Origin of the sequence: Mycobacterium sp. 663a-19 (assembly GCF_035616495.1) — a bacterium.
In the GTDB taxonomy this organism is placed as follows: Bacteria; Actinomycetota; Actinomycetes; order Mycobacteriales; family Mycobacteriaceae; genus Mycobacterium.
In genome coordinates this window covers 306,350-324,232 of record NZ_JAPJAV010000001.1, presented here as the reverse complement: position 1 = coordinate 324,232, position 17,883 = coordinate 306,350, and the positions used below count along the sequence as shown (strand labels likewise).

18 protein-coding genes and 1 pseudogene are annotated in these 17,883 nt (G+C 67.9%); 7 read left to right on the top strand and 12 right to left on the bottom strand.

Annotated features, from left to right (window positions below):
• The first annotated feature begins 11 nt into the window (after positions 1 to 11).
• Complete coding sequence (locus tag OQ968_RS01640; RefSeq protein ID WP_324673994.1) at positions 12 to 305, top strand: putative quinol monooxygenase; 294 nt, start codon at positions 12 to 14, stop codon at positions 303 to 305.
• Here the strand turns inward: OQ968_RS01640 and OQ968_RS01635 are convergent.
• A pseudogene (locus OQ968_RS01635) lies at positions 302 to 1,292 on the bottom strand (LLM class F420-dependent oxidoreductase). The gene OQ968_RS01640 and the pseudogene OQ968_RS01635 sit on opposite strands and share 4 nt — an antisense overlap.
• Positions 1,293 to 1,372: 80 nt before the next feature.
• Here OQ968_RS01635 and OQ968_RS01630 point away from each other — a divergent pair.
• From OQ968_RS01630 to OQ968_RS01620, 3 genes are read left to right on the top strand one after another with little or no spacing between them, the layout of a single operon-like run.
• Positions 1,373 to 2,590: an FAD-dependent monooxygenase gene (locus OQ968_RS01630; RefSeq protein WP_324673992.1), complete on the top strand. Its 1,218-nt coding sequence runs from the start codon at positions 1,373 to 1,375 to the stop codon at positions 2,588 to 2,590.
• A 3-nt stretch (positions 2,591 to 2,593) separates the two neighbouring features.
• Positions 2,594 to 3,451, top strand: coding sequence for an LLM class F420-dependent oxidoreductase (locus tag OQ968_RS01625; protein WP_324673990.1), 858 nt, complete (start codon positions 2,594 to 2,596; stop codon positions 3,449 to 3,451).
• 25 nt (positions 3,452 to 3,476) lie between these two features.
• Positions 3,477 to 4,079, top strand: a complete 603-nt coding sequence (locus OQ968_RS01620) for a class I SAM-dependent methyltransferase (protein WP_324673988.1) — start codon at positions 3,477 to 3,479, stop codon at positions 4,077 to 4,079.
• Between the two features lie 67 nt (positions 4,080 to 4,146).
• Here OQ968_RS01620 and OQ968_RS01615 read toward each other — a convergent pair whose 3' ends face one another.
• Positions 4,147 to 6,291, bottom strand: coding sequence for a 3-hydroxyacyl-CoA dehydrogenase NAD-binding domain-containing protein (locus OQ968_RS01615; protein WP_324673986.1), 2,145 nt, complete (start codon positions 6,289 to 6,291; stop codon positions 4,147 to 4,149).
• 4 nt (positions 6,292 to 6,295) lie between these two features.
• Positions 6,296 to 7,507, bottom strand: coding sequence for an acetyl-CoA C-acetyltransferase (locus OQ968_RS01610; RefSeq protein WP_324673984.1), 1,212 nt, complete (start codon positions 7,505 to 7,507; stop codon positions 6,296 to 6,298).
• A 210-nt stretch (positions 7,508 to 7,717) separates the two neighbouring features.
• Between OQ968_RS01610 and OQ968_RS01605 the strand changes: the two genes are divergently transcribed.
• Entirely contained in the window at positions 7,718 to 8,890 is a 1,173-nt protein-coding gene (locus tag OQ968_RS01605) for a pyridoxal phosphate-dependent aminotransferase (RefSeq protein ID WP_324673982.1), read from the top strand.
• Here the strand turns inward: OQ968_RS01605 and OQ968_RS01600 are convergent.
• The 4 genes from OQ968_RS01600 to OQ968_RS01585 are packed head-to-tail and all read right to left on the bottom strand — an operon-like array spanning position 8,859 to position 11,353.
• Entirely contained in the window at positions 8,859 to 9,311 is a 453-nt protein-coding gene (locus OQ968_RS01600) for an SRPBCC family protein (RefSeq protein WP_324673980.1), read from the bottom strand. The two genes, OQ968_RS01605 and OQ968_RS01600, sit on opposite strands and share 32 nt — an antisense overlap.
• 5 nt (positions 9,312 to 9,316) lie before the next feature.
• Positions 9,317 to 9,772: an SRPBCC family protein gene (locus OQ968_RS01595; RefSeq protein ID WP_324673978.1), complete on the bottom strand. Its 456-nt coding sequence runs from the start codon at positions 9,770 to 9,772 to the stop codon at positions 9,317 to 9,319.
• Between the two features lie 58 nt (positions 9,773 to 9,830).
• Complete coding sequence (locus OQ968_RS01590; protein ID WP_324673976.1) at positions 9,831 to 10,910, bottom strand: CaiB/BaiF CoA-transferase family protein; 1,080 nt, start codon at positions 10,908 to 10,910, stop codon at positions 9,831 to 9,833.
• The gene (locus OQ968_RS01585) at positions 10,907 to 11,353 is read right to left on the bottom strand and encodes an SRPBCC family protein (protein ID WP_324673974.1); all 447 of its coding nucleotides are present in this window, start codon (positions 11,351 to 11,353) and stop codon (positions 10,907 to 10,909) included. Before OQ968_RS01585 ends, OQ968_RS01590 begins: the two co-directional genes overlap by 4 nt.
• 35 nt (positions 11,354 to 11,388) lie before the next feature.
• On the opposite strand from OQ968_RS01585, the gene OQ968_RS01580 reads away from it, so the two are divergent.
• Complete coding sequence (locus OQ968_RS01580) at positions 11,389 to 13,086, top strand: alpha-keto acid decarboxylase family protein (protein ID WP_420715804.1); 1,698 nt, start codon at positions 11,389 to 11,391, stop codon at positions 13,084 to 13,086.
• A 6-nt stretch (positions 13,087 to 13,092) separates the two neighbouring features.
• Here the strand turns inward: OQ968_RS01580 and OQ968_RS01575 are convergent, their stop codons facing one another.
• The 5 genes from OQ968_RS01575 to OQ968_RS01555 all read right to left on the bottom strand — a co-directional run bounded on the left by OQ968_RS01575 (position 13,093) and on the right by OQ968_RS01555 (position 17,028).
• Complete coding sequence (locus OQ968_RS01575) at positions 13,093 to 13,278, bottom strand: (2Fe-2S)-binding protein (RefSeq protein WP_324673970.1); 186 nt, start codon at positions 13,276 to 13,278, stop codon at positions 13,093 to 13,095.
• Positions 13,279 to 13,287: 9 nt separating this feature from the next.
• Positions 13,288 to 13,914, bottom strand: a complete 627-nt coding sequence (locus tag OQ968_RS01570) for a fatty-acid--CoA ligase (protein WP_324673968.1) — start codon at positions 13,912 to 13,914, stop codon at positions 13,288 to 13,290.
• Complete coding sequence (locus OQ968_RS01565; RefSeq protein WP_324675008.1) at positions 13,911 to 15,314, bottom strand: FadD3 family acyl-CoA ligase; 1,404 nt, start codon at positions 15,312 to 15,314, stop codon at positions 13,911 to 13,913. Before OQ968_RS01565 ends, OQ968_RS01570 begins: the two co-directional genes overlap by 4 nt.
• Before the next feature lie 23 nt (positions 15,315 to 15,337).
• Positions 15,338 to 16,528, bottom strand: coding sequence for an amidohydrolase family protein (locus tag OQ968_RS01560; RefSeq protein ID WP_324673966.1), 1,191 nt, complete (start codon positions 16,526 to 16,528; stop codon positions 15,338 to 15,340).
• Positions 16,529 to 16,608: 80 nt separating this feature from the next.
• A complete protein-coding gene (locus tag OQ968_RS01555) occupies positions 16,609 to 17,028 on the bottom strand; it encodes a lipoprotein LpqH (protein ID WP_420715818.1) in 420 nt (139 codons plus the stop codon).
• A gap of 106 nt (positions 17,029 to 17,134) precedes the next feature.
• Between OQ968_RS01555 and OQ968_RS01550 the strand changes: the two genes are divergently transcribed.
• Positions 17,135 to 17,881, top strand: coding sequence for an enoyl-CoA hydratase/isomerase family protein (locus tag OQ968_RS01550; RefSeq protein WP_324673962.1), 747 nt, complete (start codon positions 17,135 to 17,137; stop codon positions 17,879 to 17,881).
• Positions 17,882 to 17,883 lie beyond the last annotated feature (2 nt).

Genomic DNA, 17,883 nt, shown 5'->3' with positions numbered 1-17,883 from the left:
AGGAGATGACTATGCCGGTCACCGTGATACTCGAACTCAAATTCAAGCCCGAATCGGTAGCCGCGGCGCGCGACGTCATGGGCCGGGCGCTGCGCGACACCCGCGCGTTCGACGGGAACCTCAAGACCGACGTGCTCGTCGACGAGGACGACGAAGCGCACTGGCTCGTCTATGAGCTCTGGGACTCGGTCCAGCACGACGAGGCCTACCGCAGGTTTCGCGCCGGCGAAGGAAAACTGACCGAACTGCCGCCGCTGCTGGCGGTGCCGCCGGTCAAGACGCGCTACGTCACCACCGACGTCTAGCCGAGCGCGGGGATCACTTCGCGTTCGAACAGCTCGATGCCCGAACGGTCGTATGCGGCCTCGGGGAAGTAGCAGATCGCGTACTCGCACCCGAGGTCGCGGACCTTCGCGATCCGTTCGATCACCTGCTCCGGTGTGCCGGTCGCCGAATCCGGGCCGGCGCCACCGGCGATCATCGCGTCCGCCACCGACTCGGGCACGTAGTCGACCATGCGGTCGCGCACCCGCTGCAGCCGGTCTTTGACGTCGGCATCCGACGTCCCGACGAGCGCGGTGAAGTTGGCCGAGCGCACGATGGCGTCGAAGTCGGTGCCCACCTCGCGGCAATGCTGCGCCAGCACCTCCGACTTGTGGGCGAACGCCGCGGGCTCGGGTGTGAAGTTGGTGTACTGCGCGTATTTCGCGGCGATGCGCAACGTCACCTTCTCACCGCCACCGGCGATCCCACAGTGGAATTCCATTGGTCTGCAATGGCTTCGGGGCCACGATCGCACCATCGACCTGGTAGTGCTTGCCATCGAAGCTGACCTTGCCGTCGCGCCAAGCATCGCGCATGATTTGCACGCCTTCGTCCAGCCGGCCCAACCGGACACCGGCCGACGGAAAGCCGTAACCGTAAGCGCGCCATTCGTGTTCGTACCAGCCGCCGCCGATGCCCATCTGGATCCGGCCGCCGGAGATCATGTCGGCGGTCGCCGCCACCTTGGCCAGATAGACCGGGTTGCGGTAGCTCATCGCCGTGCACATCTGGCCGAGCTTGATCCGCGACGTGGTCGCCGCGTAGGCCGCCATCAGCGTCCACGCCTCGTGGGTGGCTTCGCCCGTTGGCAACGGCACGGTGTGGAAGTGGTCGTACACCCACAGCGAGTCCCACCCGCTGCCGTCGGCGTAGGTGGCCAGGTCGCGCATCACCGCCCAGTGCTTTTCGGGCTCGATGCCGACCAGATCCATTCGCCAGCCTTGCGGAATGAAGAGACCGAAGCGCATAGCAAGGGACTCTAACCCTCTGGCGCGCACCGGGCACGCGCGCAACGGCTAGCCTGACTCGAGAGCGAGGGAGGCTCGTCGTGCGGATTCTGATCTCCGGGGCTAGCATCTCGGGTCCGGTGCTGGCGTACTGGCTCACCCGGTACGGGTTCGAAGCCACCATCGTCGAGCGCGCACCCGCGTTGCGGAAGAGCGGGGGTCACGCCGTCGACCTGTTCCGGCCGGCCATGGAGATCTCGGAAACGATGGGCGTGCTGCCGAGAATCGAGGCGCTGGCCACCGGGACCGACGAGCTCACGATGCATCGCGCGGGCAAACGCCCGATCCGCATCGATCTGACCAAGATCGTGGGCGCCGCATCGGACCGTCACGTCGAGATCATGCGCGACGATCTCAGCGAGGCGTACTACGACGCCGGCCGCGACCGGGTCGAGTACCTGTTCGGCGACTCGATCACCGCCATCTCCCCCGACGGCGAGGTGACGTTCGAACGCGCGGCGCCACGCAGGTACGACGTCGTGGTCGGCGCCGACGGGCTGCACTCGAACGTGCGGCGGCTGGTCTTCGGCGAGGACGCCGGAAAGACGCAGTTCCTCGGCGGATACCTGGCGGTGTTGTCGGCGCCGAAAACGCTTGCGCGCGAGAAAGAGATGGTCGTCCACGTTGGCGCCGGCCGGCTCGCCGGAATCTACACCGCGCAACCACTGGACGATGCGCGCATATTGTTCATGTTCCGCAGTAGAGAGGAACTCGAGTATCACTACCGAGATTCCCTGCGGCAAAAGGAATTACTCCGCGCGGCATTCGTCGGGATGCATGCGACGGTGGACGGCTGGCTCGACGAGCTCGACCGGACGCGGACGTTCTACTTCGACTCGATCACCCAGTTGCAGCTGGATACGTGGTCGCGCGGGCGGGTCACGCTGGTCGGCGACGCCGGCTACTGCCCGGGGCCAGCGGTCGGCGGCAGCACCAGCATCGCCGTCCTGGGCGCCTACGTGCTGGCCGGCGAACTGGCGCAGGCGAACGGAGACCACGCGCGGGCCTTCGCGGCATACGAACGGGAGATGACGGATGCGGTGCGACGGAGCCGCGCGTTCGCGCGCACCGTGGCCAAGAGCCTGATACCAACCTCCGCGGCCGGGGTGTGGGCGTTGACCCGCGGCGTCCAACTGGTCTCGCTGCTGCCCGCCGGGCTCACCATGCCACTCGCACGATTGAACACCAAGGGCGTGCGGCTCTACGACTCGATGCAGTACAAAGACTACGGTGCGGCGGGCGTTCGAGAGGAAAGGTGACTGATGGAGCTTACCGGTGTCGGTGTATGGAGCAGCCAACTACGCTACGGCGACCCGGCCGAATCCGCCGACGCAGCAGCGGAATTGGACGAGCTGGGCTTTACGGCGCTGTGGATTCCCGACGTGGGCGGGCCGGTGTTCGACGCGGTGGGTCGCCTGCTCGCCGCGACCAAACGCGCGGTGATCGCGACCGGAATCCTGAACCTGTGGATGCACTCGCCCGGGGACGTCGCCGAATCCTATGCCGCGCTGACCGCCGAGCACGGCGACCGCTTCCTGCTGGGGATCGGCGTCAGCCACGCGCCGCTGATCGACGCCGACCGGCCGGGGCGCTACCGCAAGCCGCTGGCGGCGACGGCGTCGTTCCTGGACGGGCTGGATGCCGCGCCGCGACCGGTGCCCGCGGCAGCGCGGGTGCTCGCCGCGCTCGGCCCGAAGATGCTGGCGTTGTCCGCGGCGCGGGCCCGCGGTGCGCACCCCTACCTCGTCACTCCCGGCCACACCGCTTCTGCCCGTGCGACTTTGGGTGAGGGTCCGTTGCTGCTGCCGGAGCAGACCGTGATCCTGACCGAGAGCGCCGACGAGGCGCGCCGCATCGGGACCGACTGGCTCCGTGCGTACTTGGCACTGCCGAACTACGCCAACAACCTGCTGCGCAGCGGGTTTTCCGAAGACGACCTGGCACAAGTCAGCGATCGGCTCTTCGACGCGATCATCGCGTGGGGCGACGAAGAGGCCACCATGCGCAGGGTCGCCGAGCATCGCGAGGCCGGCGCCGACCACGTCTGCGTCCAGGTCCTGACGGCCGACCCCACCGAATTCCCGCGCGAGCAATGGCGCCGGATCGCCGCGGCCTGTTAGCCCCGGGTAGGCATACGGTTGAGGTATGGCTTCCAAGCACACCCTGTTTCGAATCTTCTACCGCATCGGCTTCACGCCGTGGGACGGTCATCCGATCGCGCAGAGCCTGCGGGATCTGGTCGAGGGAACCACTGACGCGCCCGCGCTGCCCGCGGGGTCGGCGCTGGAACTCGGTTGCGGCACCGGAGACACCTCGATCTACCTCGCGCAACACGGATGGCGCGTCACGGCGGTGGACTTCGTCGCGAAGGCGCTCGACAAGGCGCGCGCCAAGGCTGGCGCCGCCGGCGCTTCGGTCGACTTCGTCCAAGCCGACGTCACGCAGCTGAGCCAGGAGGGCATCGGCCCGGGCTTCGGCTTGATCGTGGACAACGGCTGCCTGCACAACATGAGCGACGCCGATCGCGGCGCCTACGTCCGCGAGGTCAGCGCCGTGGCCGCGCCCGACGCGCGGCTGTTGGTCGTCGCGTTCCTTCCCGGTGGAAGGTTCGGCGTGCGGGGGGTCGACCCCGCCGAGATGGAACGGCGATTCACCCCGTCCTGGACGCCGTTGTCCGCCGGCCAGGAGCGCGAGCTGGACCACGAGCAGACGCCGACGCGCTACTACCTCTTTCAGCGCCGCGCCTAACGGGCGAGCAGACGCAAAAAGCCCCCGAAACGCGCGGTTTCGGGGGCTTTTGCGTCTGCTCGCGAGCCTACGTCAAAGACGCGGGCGGCAGGAAGCGGTCGCCGTACTTGGCGGCCAACTCGCGGGCCCGGGCGACGAAGGCGTCCTTGCCCGTACCCGCCGGGCCGGAGTAGCCGACGATGAACTGCGCGCTGCCGCCGGTCCACGGCGGGAAGCCGATGCCCATGATCGAGCCGATGTTGGCGTCGGCCGTCGACGTCAGCACGCCCTCGTCGAGGCACTTCTGCGTTTCCAGCGCCTCGGCGAACAGCATCCGGTCGATCATGTCCTGCAGCGGCGGCCGCGACGAACCGGACTTGAACGTCTCCCGCAGCCCGGGCCACAGCCGGGTGCGTTTGCCGTCGACGTATTCGTAGAACCCGGCGCCCTTCAATCGCGAAGGCCGGCCGATCTCGATCATCTTCTGGACGACGGCCTCGGCCGGGTGCGGCTCGTAGGTGCCGCCGGCGTCCTCGACACCCTTGCGGGTGGCGACGGCGATCTTGTGCATCAGCTCCAGGTTGAGCTCGTCGGAGAGCTGCAGCGGCGGCGCCGGGTATCCGGCCTGCGAACCGGCCTGCTCGATGCTGGCCGGCTCCACACCCTCGCCGAGCATCGCCAGCGCCTCGTTGACGAAGGTGCCGATGACGCGGGAGGTGAAGAAGCCGCGGCTGTCGTTGACGACGATCGGGGTCTTGCCGATGGCCAGGGTGTAGTCGAACACTCGGGCCAGCGCCTCGTCGGATGTCTTCTCGCCCTTGATGATTTCGACCAGCGGCATCTTGTCCACCGGCGAGAAGAAGTGGATTCCGATGAAGTCCTCCTGCCGCTTGACGCCGGTCGCCAGGCCGGTGATCGGCAGGGTGGAGGTGTTGGACCCCAGCAGCGCGTTGGGCTCGACGATGTCCTCGATTTCCTGGAACACCTTGTGCTTGAGTTCCTGGTTCTCGAAGACTGCCTCGATCACGAAGTCGACGCCCTTGAAGTCGGCGGCGTCGGCGGTCGGGGTGATGCGGTCCAGCAGCGCCTTGGACTTCTCCTCGGTGGTGCGGCCCCGCTCCAGCGCCTTGGCCTCCAGCTTCTCGGAGTAGCCCTTGCCCTTGGCGGCGGCTTCCACGCTCACGTCCTTGAGCACCACGTCGAAGCCGGCCTTGGCCGACACATAGGCGATGCCGGCGCCCATCATTCCGGCGCCCAGCACACCGATCTTCTTGATGGGCGTCTTACCGATGCCCTCCGGGCGCGAGCCGCCGGAGTTGATGTGCTGCAGGTCGAAGAAGAAAGCCTGGATCATGTTCTTGGCGACCTGGCCGGTGACCAGCGATGCGAAGTAACGGCTTTCGATGCGCGTGGCGGTGTCGAAGTCGACCTGGGCGCCCTCCACCGCGGCGGCCAGGATGGCGCGCGGCGCGGGCATCGGCGCACCCTTGAGCTGCCTACGCAGATTCGACGGGAACGACGGCAGGATGGCGGCCAGCGCCGGCGACGCCGGGGTGCCGCCGGGCATCTTGTAACCCTTTTTGTCCCAGGGCTGTTCGTGCGCATCCGGGTTGGCCTTGATCCACGCCTTGGCGGCGGGCACCAGCTCCTCGACCGTCGGCAGCAGCTCGTCGATCAGGCCGATCTCCTTGGCCTTGGCCGGCTTGAACCGCGTGCCCTGCGCGAGGATGTTCACGAACGCGTTCTGGATGCCGAACATCCGCACCGTCCGGGTCACCCCGCCGCCGCCGGGCAGCAGGCCCAAAGTCGCCTCGGGCAGGCCGATCTGGCTGCCCTTGACGTCGGCGGCAATGCGGTGATGACAGGCCAGCGCGATCTCAAGCCCACCGCCGAGCGCCGCGCCGTTGATGGCGGCGACGACGGGCTTGCCCAGCGTCTCCAGCGTGCGCAGCTGACGCTTGACGGTTTCGACGGTGTCGAACACGTCGCCGGCGTCCTCGGGCCTCGCCTGGATCATCGTCTTGACGTCACCGCCGGCGAAGAAGGTCTTCTTCGCGCTGGTGATCACGACGCCGGTGATCGAATCCTTCTCGGCGACAAGGCGATCCACGGCCTTGCCCATCGACTCGATGTAGGAGTCGTTCATCACGTTTGCCGACCCGGACGGGTCGTCCATGGTCAGCGTGACGATGCCGTCGGCGTCTTTGTCCCACTGAATGGTGTTGTCTGCCATGCGCTTAAACCCTCTCGATGATCGTCGCGACGCCCATGCCGCCGCCGATGCACAGCGTGATGAGCGCGCGCCGGGCGTTGCGGCGCTCCAGTTCGTCGACCATGGTGCCCAGGATCATCGCGCCGGTGGCGCCCAGCGGGTGCCCCATCGCGATGGCACCGCCGTTGACGTTGAGCTTCTCGTCGGGGATGTTCAGGTCCTTCTGGAACTTCAGCACCACCGAGGCGAACGCCTCGTTGAGCTCGAACAGGTCGATGTCGTCGATGGTCAACCCGGCGCGGTCCAGCACCTTGCGGGTGGCCGGCGTCGGTCCGGTCAACATGATGGTCGGCTCGGCCCCGGTGGTGGCGGTGGCGACGATGCGGGCCCGCGGGGTCAGGCCCTGCGACCGGCCGGCCGCCTCGGAGCCGACGAGCACCAGCGCGGCGCCGTCGACGATGCCGGAGCTGTTGCCGCCGGTGTGCACGTGGTCGATCCGCTCGACCCAGTGGTACTTCTGCAGCGCCACGTCGTCGAAGCCGCCCAGCGCCGCGAGGCCCTCGAAGGCGGGCTTCAACTTGGCCAGACCCTCCATGGTGGTGTCGGGCCGCATGTGCTCGTCGTGGTCGAGGATCAGCAGCCCGTTCTGGTCGCGGACCGGAACGATGGACTTCGCGAAGTAGCCGCCCGACCACGCCTCGGCGGCCTTCTGCTGGCTGCGCAACGCGTAGGCGTCGACGTCCTCACGGGAGAAGCCCTCGATGGTGGCGATCAGGTCGGCGCCGATGCCCTGCGGCACGAAGCCGACGTCGTAGTTGGTGGCGGGGTCGAGCGCCATGGCGCCGCCGTCGGAGCCCATCGGCACCCGACTCATCGACTCCACGCCGCCGGCCAGCACCAGGTCGTCCCAGCCGGACCGCACCTTTTGCGCGGCGGTGTTCACCGCCTCCAGGCCCGACGCGCAGAACCGGTTGAGCTGCACGCCGCCGACGGTGTCGGGCATCCCGGCGGCCAGCACCGCGGCCCGGGCGATGTCGGCGCCCTGGTCTCCGACCGGCGACACGACGCCCAGCACGACGTCGCTGATCAGGTTCTCGTCGAGGTCGGGGAACCGCCTGCGCAGCTCGTCGATCAGGCCGACGACCAGGCTGAGCGGCTTGACCTCGTTCAACGATCCGTTCTTCTGCTTACCGCGCGGGGTGCGGATGGCCTCGTAGACAAAGGCTTCTTCGGACATGTCGGCTTCCTCTTCACAAATGGGGGTTCGGATCCGTACCAGCACCCTAACAGGGTCGCCCGGCCAACCTGTTGGTTGGGAGGTCATCCCCACAGAGGCGAGGTCGCGCCGAGCGTGAAGCTGTTGCGATTTCCGCGGCGGATTTCGCAACCACTTCACGCTCGACGTCACCGCACCGCCACGCTGCTGAGCGCCTTAAGCTCGAACGCCATGACGGTGTCGCGACTGCGGCCATACGCGACCACGGTGTTCGCCGAGATGTCGGCGCTGGCCGCGCGGATCGGCGCGGTGAACCTCGGTCAGGGTTTCCCCGACGAGGACGGACCCCCGGCAATGCTGAAGGCCGCGCAGGACGCCATCGCCGACGGCGCCAACCAGTACCCGCCGGGCATCGGCATCGCGCCGCTGCGCCAAGCCATCGCCGCCCACCGCAAGCGGCATTTCGGCATCGACTACGACGCCGACACCGAGGTGCTGGTGACCGTCGGCGCCACCGAGGCCATCGCGGCGGCGGTGCTCGGGCTGGTCGAGCCGGGCTCCGACGTGCTGCTGATCGAGCCCTTCTACGACTCCTACTCGCCGGTGGTGGCGATGGCGGGCGCGCACCGGCTGGCCGTGCCGCTGGTCCCCGACGGCCGCGGCTTCGCGCTGGACACCGACGCGCTGCGGCGGGCGGTGACGCCCCGGACCCGCGCACTGATCATCAACTCGCCGCACAACCCGACCGGCGCAGTGCTGAGCGAGGCCGAGCTGGCGGCGGTCGCCGAGATCGCGGTGGCGGCCGACCTTTTGGTGATCACCGACGAGGTCTACGAGCACCTGGTCTACGACGGCCGCCGCCACCTACCCCTGGCCGGGTTCGACGGCATGGCCGAGCGCACCATCACCATCTCCAGCGCCGCCAAGATGTTCAACTGCACCGGCTGGAAGATCGGATGGGCTTGTGGCCCAGCCGAACTCATCGCCGGGGTGCGTGCCGCCAAACAATATCTGAGCTACGTCGGCGGTGCGCCGTTCCAGCCCGCGGTGGCCCTGGCGCTGGACACCGAAGACGCCTGGGTGGCCGCGGTTCGCAGCTCGTTGCAGGCCAGGCGCGACCGGCTGGCGGCGGGCCTGAGCGAGATCGGCTTCGCGGTCCACGACAGCGGCGGCAGTTACTTCCTGTGCGCCGATCCGCGACCGCTCGGCTACGATGACAGCACCGCGTTCTGCGCGGCGCTGCCCGAAAGGGTCGGGGTGGCCGCCATTCCCATGTCGGCGTTCTGCGATCCGGCGGCGCCCCACGCGGACCTGTGGAATCACCTGGTGCGCTTCACCTTCTGCAAGCGCGACGACACCCTCGACGAGGCGATCAAACGGCTGGCCGCCCTCCGCCGTCCATAACTCGCTTCCGAAGCCCCTCCAGCGCGGCATGCAGGATCTTCTTGCGGGCCCGGTTGATCAAGAACTCGGGCAGCGGGGCGGACGGTTCGACGGTGATGCCGAACCGCACGCGGGTCTTGTCGTCGCCCTCGCGGGTCAGGTTGTACTCGCCGTGCTGGCCGTGTTGGTGGATGGTCTTCTTGGCGTCCCACACCATCCAGTCCGGGCCCCAGTGGTACTCGAGGAATTGCGTGTCGACGATGCCCATCACCCGGATCGTGACCTTCACGTGGTGTGGTCGCCCGTCGGGATGGGTGTCGATGACTTCGGCCTTCTTGTGCACCGCGGACCAGGACGGCACGGTGTCCATGTCGGCGAGCGCGTCGATGATGACCTCCGGGCTCGCGTCGATGACAATTTCGGACGACGCTTGTACGGCCATCGCAACTACGTCGGCGCGCTCGAATCCCGGCCGCCGGTGACCAGATCGGTCAGCCCCTTCACCGAGGCGTTGAGGACGTTTTCGGCCGCCCGCCGGACGACGAAACCCGGAATGGGACCCGCGGGTTCGACGGTGATGTCGAAACGCACCCGCGTCTGGTCGAGGCCCTCGGGCTTGATGTTGTACTCGACGTGCTGGCCGTGCTGCTGGGCGGTCCCCTTGGCGTCATAGACCACCCAGTCGGGGCCCCAGTGATACTCCAGGATCTCCTTGTCGACGAGTCCCAGAATTTTGATGACGGCCTTGACGTGGCGGGGCTGGCCGTCGGGATAACGGTCGATCACCTCGACCTGTTTGTGCAGTGGCGACCACGCTGACAGGACGCCGACGTCTCTCAGCGCCTCCATGACCACTTCCGGCGGCGCGTCGACGACAAATTCCCGTGATGCTTTTACGGCCACTGAAGATCAACCTATCAACACCGCCGCCGGATGGGCAGTGTTCGGCGTAAATACTTAGCTACCAGCCGATTTCGGCGATGGGCGTGGTGGTCGGCGGCGGCGGGCCGACGGGCCCGGCCGGCGTTCGGGAAAACCGCGGCGCGGGCGCGGCCTGTTCGACGCCGTGGGCGGTGATCACCGTCGACCGCGCGCGCAAATGGTCGTTGGCCGCGGCTTCGCTCCACGTCAACACGGGTGTGACGCACGCGTCGGTGCCGGCGAAGACCCGGGCCCACTCGTCGCGCGTGCGGCTGGCGAACCGTTGCGCGAAGATGTCGCGCATCCGTGGGTATGACCCGATGTCGAGCTGACCGGGCACCTCGTCGGGCGATAGCCCGAGCCCGTTCAGCAATGCCGCGAAGAACTGCGGCTCGATGGCCCCGACGGCCATGTACCTGCCGTCGGCCGTCTCGTAACAGCGGTAGAACGGGGCACCGCCGTCGAGCAGGAAAGATTCGCGCTGGTCGCGCAGCGCGCCGGTGGACTTCATCGTCCACATCATCTGGGCCAGGACGCTGACGCCGTCGACCATCGCCGCGTCGACGACCTGGCCCTTGCCCGAACGTTCCCGTTCGTACAGCGCGATCGCGATGCCCAGCAGCACCAGCATCGAGCCGCCGCCGAAGTCGGCGACCAGGTTCAGCGGCGGCATCGGCGGCCGGTCGGCGTAGCCCAGCGCCGACAGAGCGCCGGTCTGCGACAGGTAGTTGATGTCGTGGCCGGCGGTCGGGGCCAGCGGTCCGTCCTGTCCCCAGCCGGTGATGCGCGCGAAGATCAGGCGCGGGTTGACCGCCGCGCAGTCGTCGGGCCCGATGCCCAATCGTTCGCAGGTGCCGGGCCGAAAGCAGTCCAGCAGCACGTCGGCCTTCGCGGCCAGCTGCAGCAGCGTCGCCGGGTGCGCCTTGACGTCGAGGTCGACGATCCGCTTCCCGCGGTGCAGCAGGTCGCGGTCCTCGGCCGGCATCGTCAGCCCGCCGGGACGCCGGACCCGCACCACGTCGGCGCCCAGGTCGGCGAGCACCATCCCCGCGTGCGGTCCCGGTCCGATGCCGCCGAGCTCGATGACCTTGACCCCGGCCAACGGCCCCTGGTCGCTCACCGCGATTTCTTGACCGCGAGCACCCGTTTGCGCAGCTCTTGGGTGGCGGCATCCATCGTCCCCTTGACCGCGCGCTTGAGCACGAAGCCGGGCAGCGGGACGTTCGGGTCGACGCTGACCTCGAACTTGACCAGCGTCTGGTCGTCGCCCTTGGGGACCAGGATGTACTTGCCGTCCTGCGACTTCTGCTGGGCGGAACTGACCAGCGTCCAGCTCACCTCGTTGCCGCTCCAGGTGTAGGCCACCACCTGTTCGTCGGTGATGCCCGCCGTCTTGACCTTCATCTTCACCTGACTGGGCCGGCCGCCACCGCCGGTCTCGAGCACTTCCGCGCTCTGGTGAGGTCCCGACCATTCGGGCATCGCTTCGAAATCGGCGATGACGTCGAGAATCTCCTCCGGGCTGGCTTCGATGACGATCTCGCGGGATTCTTTGATGGCCATGGCCCGCACCATAGCGAAGCGGCGTCGGGCCGGAGGTGGTTTCGGCCGAGCGTACCGTCGACCTCGTGAGCGTCTACACCGTCGGTGACTACCTCCTCGATCGCCTGGCCGAGCTCGGCGTCTCCGAGATCTTCGGCGTTCCCGGCGACTACAACCTGGAATTCCTCGACCACATCGTCGCCCATCGGGCCATTCGATGGGTGGGCAGCGCCAACGAGCTCAACGCCGGCTACGCCGCAGACGGGTACGGACGGCTGCGCGGAATGTCCGCTCTGGTAACGACTTTCGGCGTGGGTGAGCTCTCGGCGGCCAACGCGATCGCGGGCAGCTACGCCGAGCACGTGCCCGTCGTGCACATCGTCGGCGGTCCCTCCAAGGACGCCCAGGGCACCAGGCGGGCGCTGCATCATTCGTTCGGTGACGGCGACTTCGAGCACTTCTTCCGGATCAGCCGGGAAATCACCTGCGCCCAAGCCAATCTCATGCCGGCCACGGCGTGCAGGGAGATCGACCGCGTGCTGTCCGAGGTGCGTGAGCACAAGCTGCCCGGATACATCCTGCTGTCCACCGACGTGGCCCGCTTCCCCACCGAGCCGCCCGAGGCCCCGCTGCCCCGCTACTCCGGTGGCACCAGCTCGCGCGCGCTGGCGCTGTTCGTCGAGGCCGCGACCGAACTCATCGGCGACCGGCAGCTCACCGTGCTCGCCGACCTGCTCGTCCACCGGCTGCAGGCGGTCAAGGAGCTGGAGACGCTGCTGGCCGCCGACGTCGTGCCGCACGCCACGCTGATGTGGGGAAAGAGCCTGCTCGACGAGAGCTCGCCCAACTTCCTGGGGATCTACGCGGGCGCGGCCAGCGCCGAATGGGTGCGCACCGCGATCGAGCAGGCGCCTGTGCTGGTGACGGCCGGGGTGGTGTTCACCGACATGGTCAGCGGCTTCTTCAGCCAGCGCATCGACCCGACCCGGACCATCGACGTCGGGCAGTACCAGAGCACCGTGGCCGGCGAGGTCTTCGCCCCGCTGGAAATGGGCGCCGCGCTGGAGGCGCTGGCCAACATCCTGGTCCGCCGCGGCATCACCTCACCGCCGGTGGTGTCGCCGGCCGCCGCGCCCCTGCCGCCACCGCCGCCCCGCGATCAACCGCTGACCCAGAAGATGGTGTGGGACCGCCTCTGCGTGGCGCTCACCCCGGGCAACGTGGTCCTCGCCGATCAGGGCACGTCGTTCTACGGCATGGCGGATCACCGGCTGCCGCAGGGCGTCACCTTCATCGGTCAACCCCTTTGGGGCTCAATCGGTTACACGCTGCCCGCGGCCCTCGGGGCGGCGGTGGCGCATCCGGACCGCAGGACGGTGTTGCTCATCGGCGACGGGGCCGCGCAGCTGACGATCCAGGAGCTCGGCACCTTCTCCCGCGAGGGGCTGTCCCCGGTCATCGTGGTGGTCAACAACGACGGTTACACCGTCGAGCGGGCCATTCACGGCGAGACGGCGCCCTACAACGACATCGTCCCCTGGAAGTGGACCGATGTCCCCGCCGCGCTGGGCGCGGCCAACCACCTGGCGTTCCGGGCGCAGACCTACGGCGAGCTCGACGACGCGTTCACCGCCGCCGCCCAGCATCGGGACCGCATGGTGTTCGTCGAGGTGGTCCTGCCGCGCCTCGAGATCCCGCCCCTGCTGAGCCAGCTCGTCGGGCCGATGTCGGCGGACGGCACCCGGCGCCGCTGAGCAAGCCTAGACCTGCCTCGCCGTTCGGCCCGCCGTCGACGATCGCAGTATCGCCTGCACGGTCCGCCGGCAGCGCCCGCAGTCGGCGCCCGCCCCGCACGCCTGGGCGACGTCCTTGGTCGTCGACGCCCCCGCCTCGACCGCCTCGCCCACCGTCTGGCTGGTGACCCCGTTGCACAGGCACACGAACATCGGCCGGGCTCAGTCCGCCCCGATGCGCATCATGTCGAAGAACCGGCCGACGAACAGCGGCGGATAGGCGCCGACGCCCGCGCCCGAGAGCCATTGTGCGGCGGCGTCCGGATGGTCGATCCACTCCCGCGCGCCGTCCTCGTCGGGAAACTCCTGCAGGATCAGGACCTCGTGGTCGTCGTCGAAAGCCTGGAACACCCAGGTCTTTCGGATGCCGGCCGCGGTGAATCTGTCCATCGCCGAGCGCACGCCGGCGGTCAGCGTCGACACGTCGTCGACGGAGGCGATCGCGGCTACGACGACGCCGGGGGCGTCGGGCGTCGGCGGTGACGCGGGAAGGAAACGATCGATGATCTCGCCGGCGAAGACGGCGGGAATGTCTTCGACGCCGGCGGCATCGAACCAATCGAAGAAGACCCGCGAGCGCAGCAGCTCCACGATGGGCTCGCGGCTGTGCACCCCGATCATCACCAGCACGCGGCCGTAGTCGTGGGTGGACGTGTACACCAGCACGTGGTGTGCGCCGATGTCGGCGAGCGCCTCCTTGTTGCGCTCGAGCAGCGGCCATACCCGGGTCGGATCAGGGACCCGATAGTCCGACGCGATCACCATCGAATGAATGTCGCCGTCACTCAACGGAGTTGGTCCTTCATCACTTTCCCGGTGGCATTGAGCGGTAACTCGTCGAGAAACTCGATGAATCTCGGCGCTTTGAATCCCGCCATCCGCTCTCGGCACCATACCAGCAGTTCATCTTCGGACACTTTAGTTTTGGCGACGATGAAGGCCTTGCCCACCTGGCCCAGTCGATCGTCGGGAACCCCGATCACGGCGGCCTGCGCCACCGCCGGGTGCTCGAGCAGAAATCCCTCGATCTCGGCCGGGTAGGCGTTGAACCCGCCCACGATGAACATGTCCTTCTTGCGGCCCACCACGCGCAGGCGGCCGGTGTCGTCGAAGTTGCCGAGGTCCCCGGTGTGCAGCCAGCCGTCGTCGTCGATCGCCTGGGCCGTCCCAGTGGGATCGTTCAGGTAGCCCTGCATGACGCCGTAGCCGCGGACCAGCACCTCCCCGTCGTCGGCGATGCGCACCTCGACCCCGTCGCAGGGCAGGCCGGCAGTGGTGGCCACCTGCTCGAACGAATCGCCGGGCCGGGACAGGGTGACGTTGCCGGCCTCGGTGAGCCCGTAGCCGGTCATCAGCGTCTGGAAGGGCAGTTCGTCGTGTATACGGCGAACCAGTTCGACGGGGATGTCGGCGGCGCCGGTGACGCCGGCCCGCAGCGTCGACAGCTTGGCCTTGTCGCGAACCGTCAGCAGCGAGTGGTACAGCGTCGGCGGGCCGGGCAGCATCGTAATACCTTCCCGCGCAATGAGTTCCACCACCGTGTCGACGTCGAAGACCGCGACCGGCAGCATCGTCGCGCCGCGCAGGAACGACGTGATCAGGCCCGCTTTCAGGCCGAACGTGTGGAAGTACGGGTTGATCTGCAGGTAGCGGTCGCCCTCGCGCAGGTCGGCGAGCGTCGCCCATTCGTCGTACATTCGCAGCGTCTGCCGATGGTTCATCATCGCGCCCTTGGGGCGGCCGGTCGTACCGGAGGTGAAGATGACGTCGGCGATGTCGGTGCCGCTGACCGCGCGCTCGAACGGCCTACCGCCGGAAAGGAAGTCGGATTTTAGGTCGATGACGGGGACGCCGGCGGGCGCGGTGTAGTCGCGCCCCAGGAATCCCTTCTGCACCAGGACGGCCTTCGCCCCGCTGCGGCCGATGATGTCGCCCGCCTCGTCGTCCTTGAACCGCGTGTTGACCGGCACGAGCACACCGCCGGCGGTGAGCAGCCCGAAGGCCGCGATGATCCACTCGGCCGAATTGGGCGCCCAGATCGCGACGCGCTCGCCCTTGGCGACGCCGAGATCGGCGAAAGCGCCCGCGGCGCAACGTATTCGCTGGACAGCCTCGGCGAACGTCAAGCGCAGCGGACCGTCGACAACCGCCTCCGCGTCGCCGAAGCGGTCCGCCGCGCTCAAGACCATCTCGGGGATGGTCTTCCAGGGTGTCACACCGTGACGAGCCGACCGAGGTTGCCGCCCATGATCTTCGCCTGGTCCTCGACGGGCAGGTGCGACAGCGCGTTGACGTAGAACGTCGGCTCCGCCAGCCCCTCCGGATGCGGCCAGTCCGAGCCGTACAGGACCCGATCCACACCAACGAGGCTGACCAGGTCGTCGATCCCGTCCTCGAAGAACGGGCTGACGTGGATGCGGTTCTTGACCATCTCGACGGGGTCGCTGGGGAAAACCTCCGGGGCCTTCCGGAAGACCTCGGCCAGGCCGTCCAGCAGCGGCGTCATCCACTTCGAGCCGGCCTCGACGATCGCGACCTTCAGCTTGGGGTGGCGGTAGAGCGCGCCGTGAATCACCCACGACCCCACCGCGTCCTGGATCGGCCGCCACTCGTTGAGGATGCCCATCGCATTGGTCTGGAACGGCAGCATCTCCTGTTCGGCGCCGTCCCACTCGGAGGTGTACCGGGAGTAGCCACTGTCGCTGGAGTGCATGCCGACCAGCACGTCGTACTCGACGACGCGCTCCCAGAACGGGTCGAACTCGGGCACCGCGAACGACCGCGGCCCACGGAAGCCGGGGACGGGAGCCGGGCGGATCAGGATGCAGCGAGCGCCGCGCTTGACCGCCCACTCCAGCTCCTCGATCGCCTTCTCGACGATCGGCAGGGTGATGACCGGGGTGGTGAAGATGCGGTTCTGGTAGTTGAAGCCCCACACCTCATCCAGCCACTGGTTCAGCGCATGGATCAGGACGTGGACGGCGACCGGGTCGTCGCGCAGCCGCTCCTCGAGCAGGCTGGCCAGCGTCGGGAACATCAGGGTGCGGTCCAGGCCCAGCTCGTTCATCTTCTCCAGGCGCGGCCCGGGCTCGAAGAACGCCGGGATCGCGCGCATCGGCTCACCGAACAGCTCGCGCTTGGTCTTGCCTTCGGGGTTGCCGAACTTGAAGTACTCCTCCCAGGCGCCAGGCCGCGCGACGACCTCGAAGGTCGGGTTGGGGATGTAGTTGCTGATATGTCCCCGGATCGCGATCTTGGTCCGCCCGTTGACCTGCACGTACTGGACGAAGTCCTTGTACTCCTTGGGCAGGAACTTGGTCAGCGCCTCCGGCGGCTCGTAGAGATGATTGTCCGCGTCAAAGATCGGAAACGGGACGTCTTCCCGATGCGACAACTGGCCCATGAAATCCTCCTTCGCAATTTGTGAGAATACTATTCTCTACAGATGCCCAACCGCAACGTGCGCCGGCGCGCTGCGGGACTTCAGCAGGTGACGACGATTTTGAAGGTCGCGGTCGCCGGTTCGTTCGGCTTGTCGGCCTTGTAGCCGTTGGCCGTGCCGGTGATCGTGAACTTGCCGCCGCTCAGGCTGCTGTTGGCGTCACCCTCGCCGCCTTGTGAGTACATGCCGGTGAAGCCGCTCAAATTGCGGATGTGCACCGACTTGACCGCCACGGGCTCCGCGCGTTCGTCGACGGAGACCGTGGCCCCGGAAAAATTGCCGCCGATGTCGATCGTGCGGAACCACTCCACCTGGGTGCACTTGACGATCTGGAATTTCGCGTCGTTGCCGTTGACGGTCACCGATGCCGTGCCGCCGGCCGGGGTCTGCGTCCTCGGGGTGCAGGCCCCGAGGACGGCGACGGAGAGCGCCACAGCCACCGCGGTGATCCGGTTGAGCATGGGGCACCTCCGGCCTCGTCGACGAAGTTCTGGGCCTGCAACGATGATGTTATTCTCCCAAGAAGAGAACGCCAATATCGGCTTTTCGGCCAAGGAGCAACGACGCATGGTGGATCTGGAGATCGACGATGGGTTGGCGGTGCTCACCATCGATCGCCCGCACGCGCGCAACGCGATCGCGCTGGACACCATGGAGCAACTGGAAAAGGCGCTCGACGCGGCCGCGGGCGCTCGGGCCCTGGTGATCAAGGGCTCCGGCGATCGGGCCTTCGTGTCCGGCGGCGACCTCAAGGAGCTGAGCACGCTGCGGACCGAGGAGGACGCCGCGGCGATGGCGAAGCGGATGCGGTCGATCTGCGATCACCTCGCCGGTTTCCCGGCCCCGGTGATCGCCGCGCTGAACGGTCACGCCTTCGGCGGCGGTGCGGAAGTTGCTGTCGCCGCGGACATTCGGGTGGCGGCCGACGACATCAAGATCGGCTTCAATCAAGTGGAGCTGGAAATCATGCCGGCCTGGGGCGGCGCCGAGCGACTGGCCACCCTCGTCGGGAAGGGCAGGGCACTGCTGCTGGCGGGCACCGGCACCACGCTCACCGCGGCCGAGGCCGAGCGGATTGGCTTGGTGGACCTGGTGTTCCCGCGCTCGTCGTTCGACGAGGGCTGGCGATCGGTCGCCAGCTCGTTGGCCCGCCACCCGGCGACCGAGATAAAGCGGGTAATCAGCGGAGTTTCGCCGGACGAGGCGATAGCATCCTTTGCACGACTCTGGGTCGCCGACGCGCACTGGCGGGCCGCAGAGCGAGTAATGAACCGCAGCACCAGTCCGCGCCCGGGAGGCGGAGGAGCGACATGACC

Bases quoted from the DNA above. Each gene is read 5' to 3' on its own strand.
- OQ968_RS01640 (WP_324673994.1), top strand. From the start codon at position 12: ATGCCGGTCACCGTGATACTCGAACTCAAATTCAAGCCCGAATCGGTA.
- OQ968_RS01625 (WP_324673990.1), top strand. From the start codon at position 2,594: ATGGAGCTTACCGGTGTCGGTGTATGGAGCAGCCAACTACGCTACGGC.
- OQ968_RS01620 (WP_324673988.1), top strand. From the start codon at position 3,477: ATGGCTTCCAAGCACACCCTGTTTCGAATCTTCTACCGCATCGGCTTC.
- OQ968_RS01615 (WP_324673986.1), bottom strand. From the start codon at position 6,291: ATGGCAGACAACACCATTCAGTGGGACAAAGACGCCGACGGCATCGTC.
- OQ968_RS01610 (WP_324673984.1), bottom strand. From the start codon at position 7,507: ATGTCCGAAGAAGCCTTTGTCTACGAGGCCATCCGCACCCCGCGCGGT.
- OQ968_RS01605 (WP_324673982.1), top strand. From the start codon at position 7,718: ATGACGGTGTCGCGACTGCGGCCATACGCGACCACGGTGTTCGCCGAG.
- OQ968_RS01600 (WP_324673980.1), bottom strand. From the start codon at position 9,311: ATGGCCGTACAAGCGTCGTCCGAAATTGTCATCGACGCGAGCCCGGAG.
- OQ968_RS01585 (WP_324673974.1), bottom strand. From the start codon at position 11,353: ATGGCCATCAAAGAATCCCGCGAGATCGTCATCGAAGCCAGCCCGGAG.
- OQ968_RS01575 (WP_324673970.1), bottom strand. From the start codon at position 13,278: ATGTTCGTGTGCCTGTGCAACGGGGTCACCAGCCAGACGGTGGGCGAG.
- OQ968_RS01565 (WP_324675008.1), bottom strand. From the start codon at position 15,314: ATGGTCTTGAGCGCGGCGGACCGCTTCGGCGACGCGGAGGCGGTTGTC.
- OQ968_RS01560 (WP_324673966.1), bottom strand. From the start codon at position 16,528: ATGGGCCAGTTGTCGCATCGGGAAGACGTCCCGTTTCCGATCTTTGAC.
- OQ968_RS01555 (WP_420715818.1), bottom strand. From the start codon at position 17,028: ATGCTCAACCGGATCACCGCGGTGGCTGTGGCGCTCTCCGTCGCCGTC.
- OQ968_RS01550 (WP_324673962.1), top strand. From the start codon at position 17,135: ATGGTGGATCTGGAGATCGACGATGGGTTGGCGGTGCTCACCATCGAT.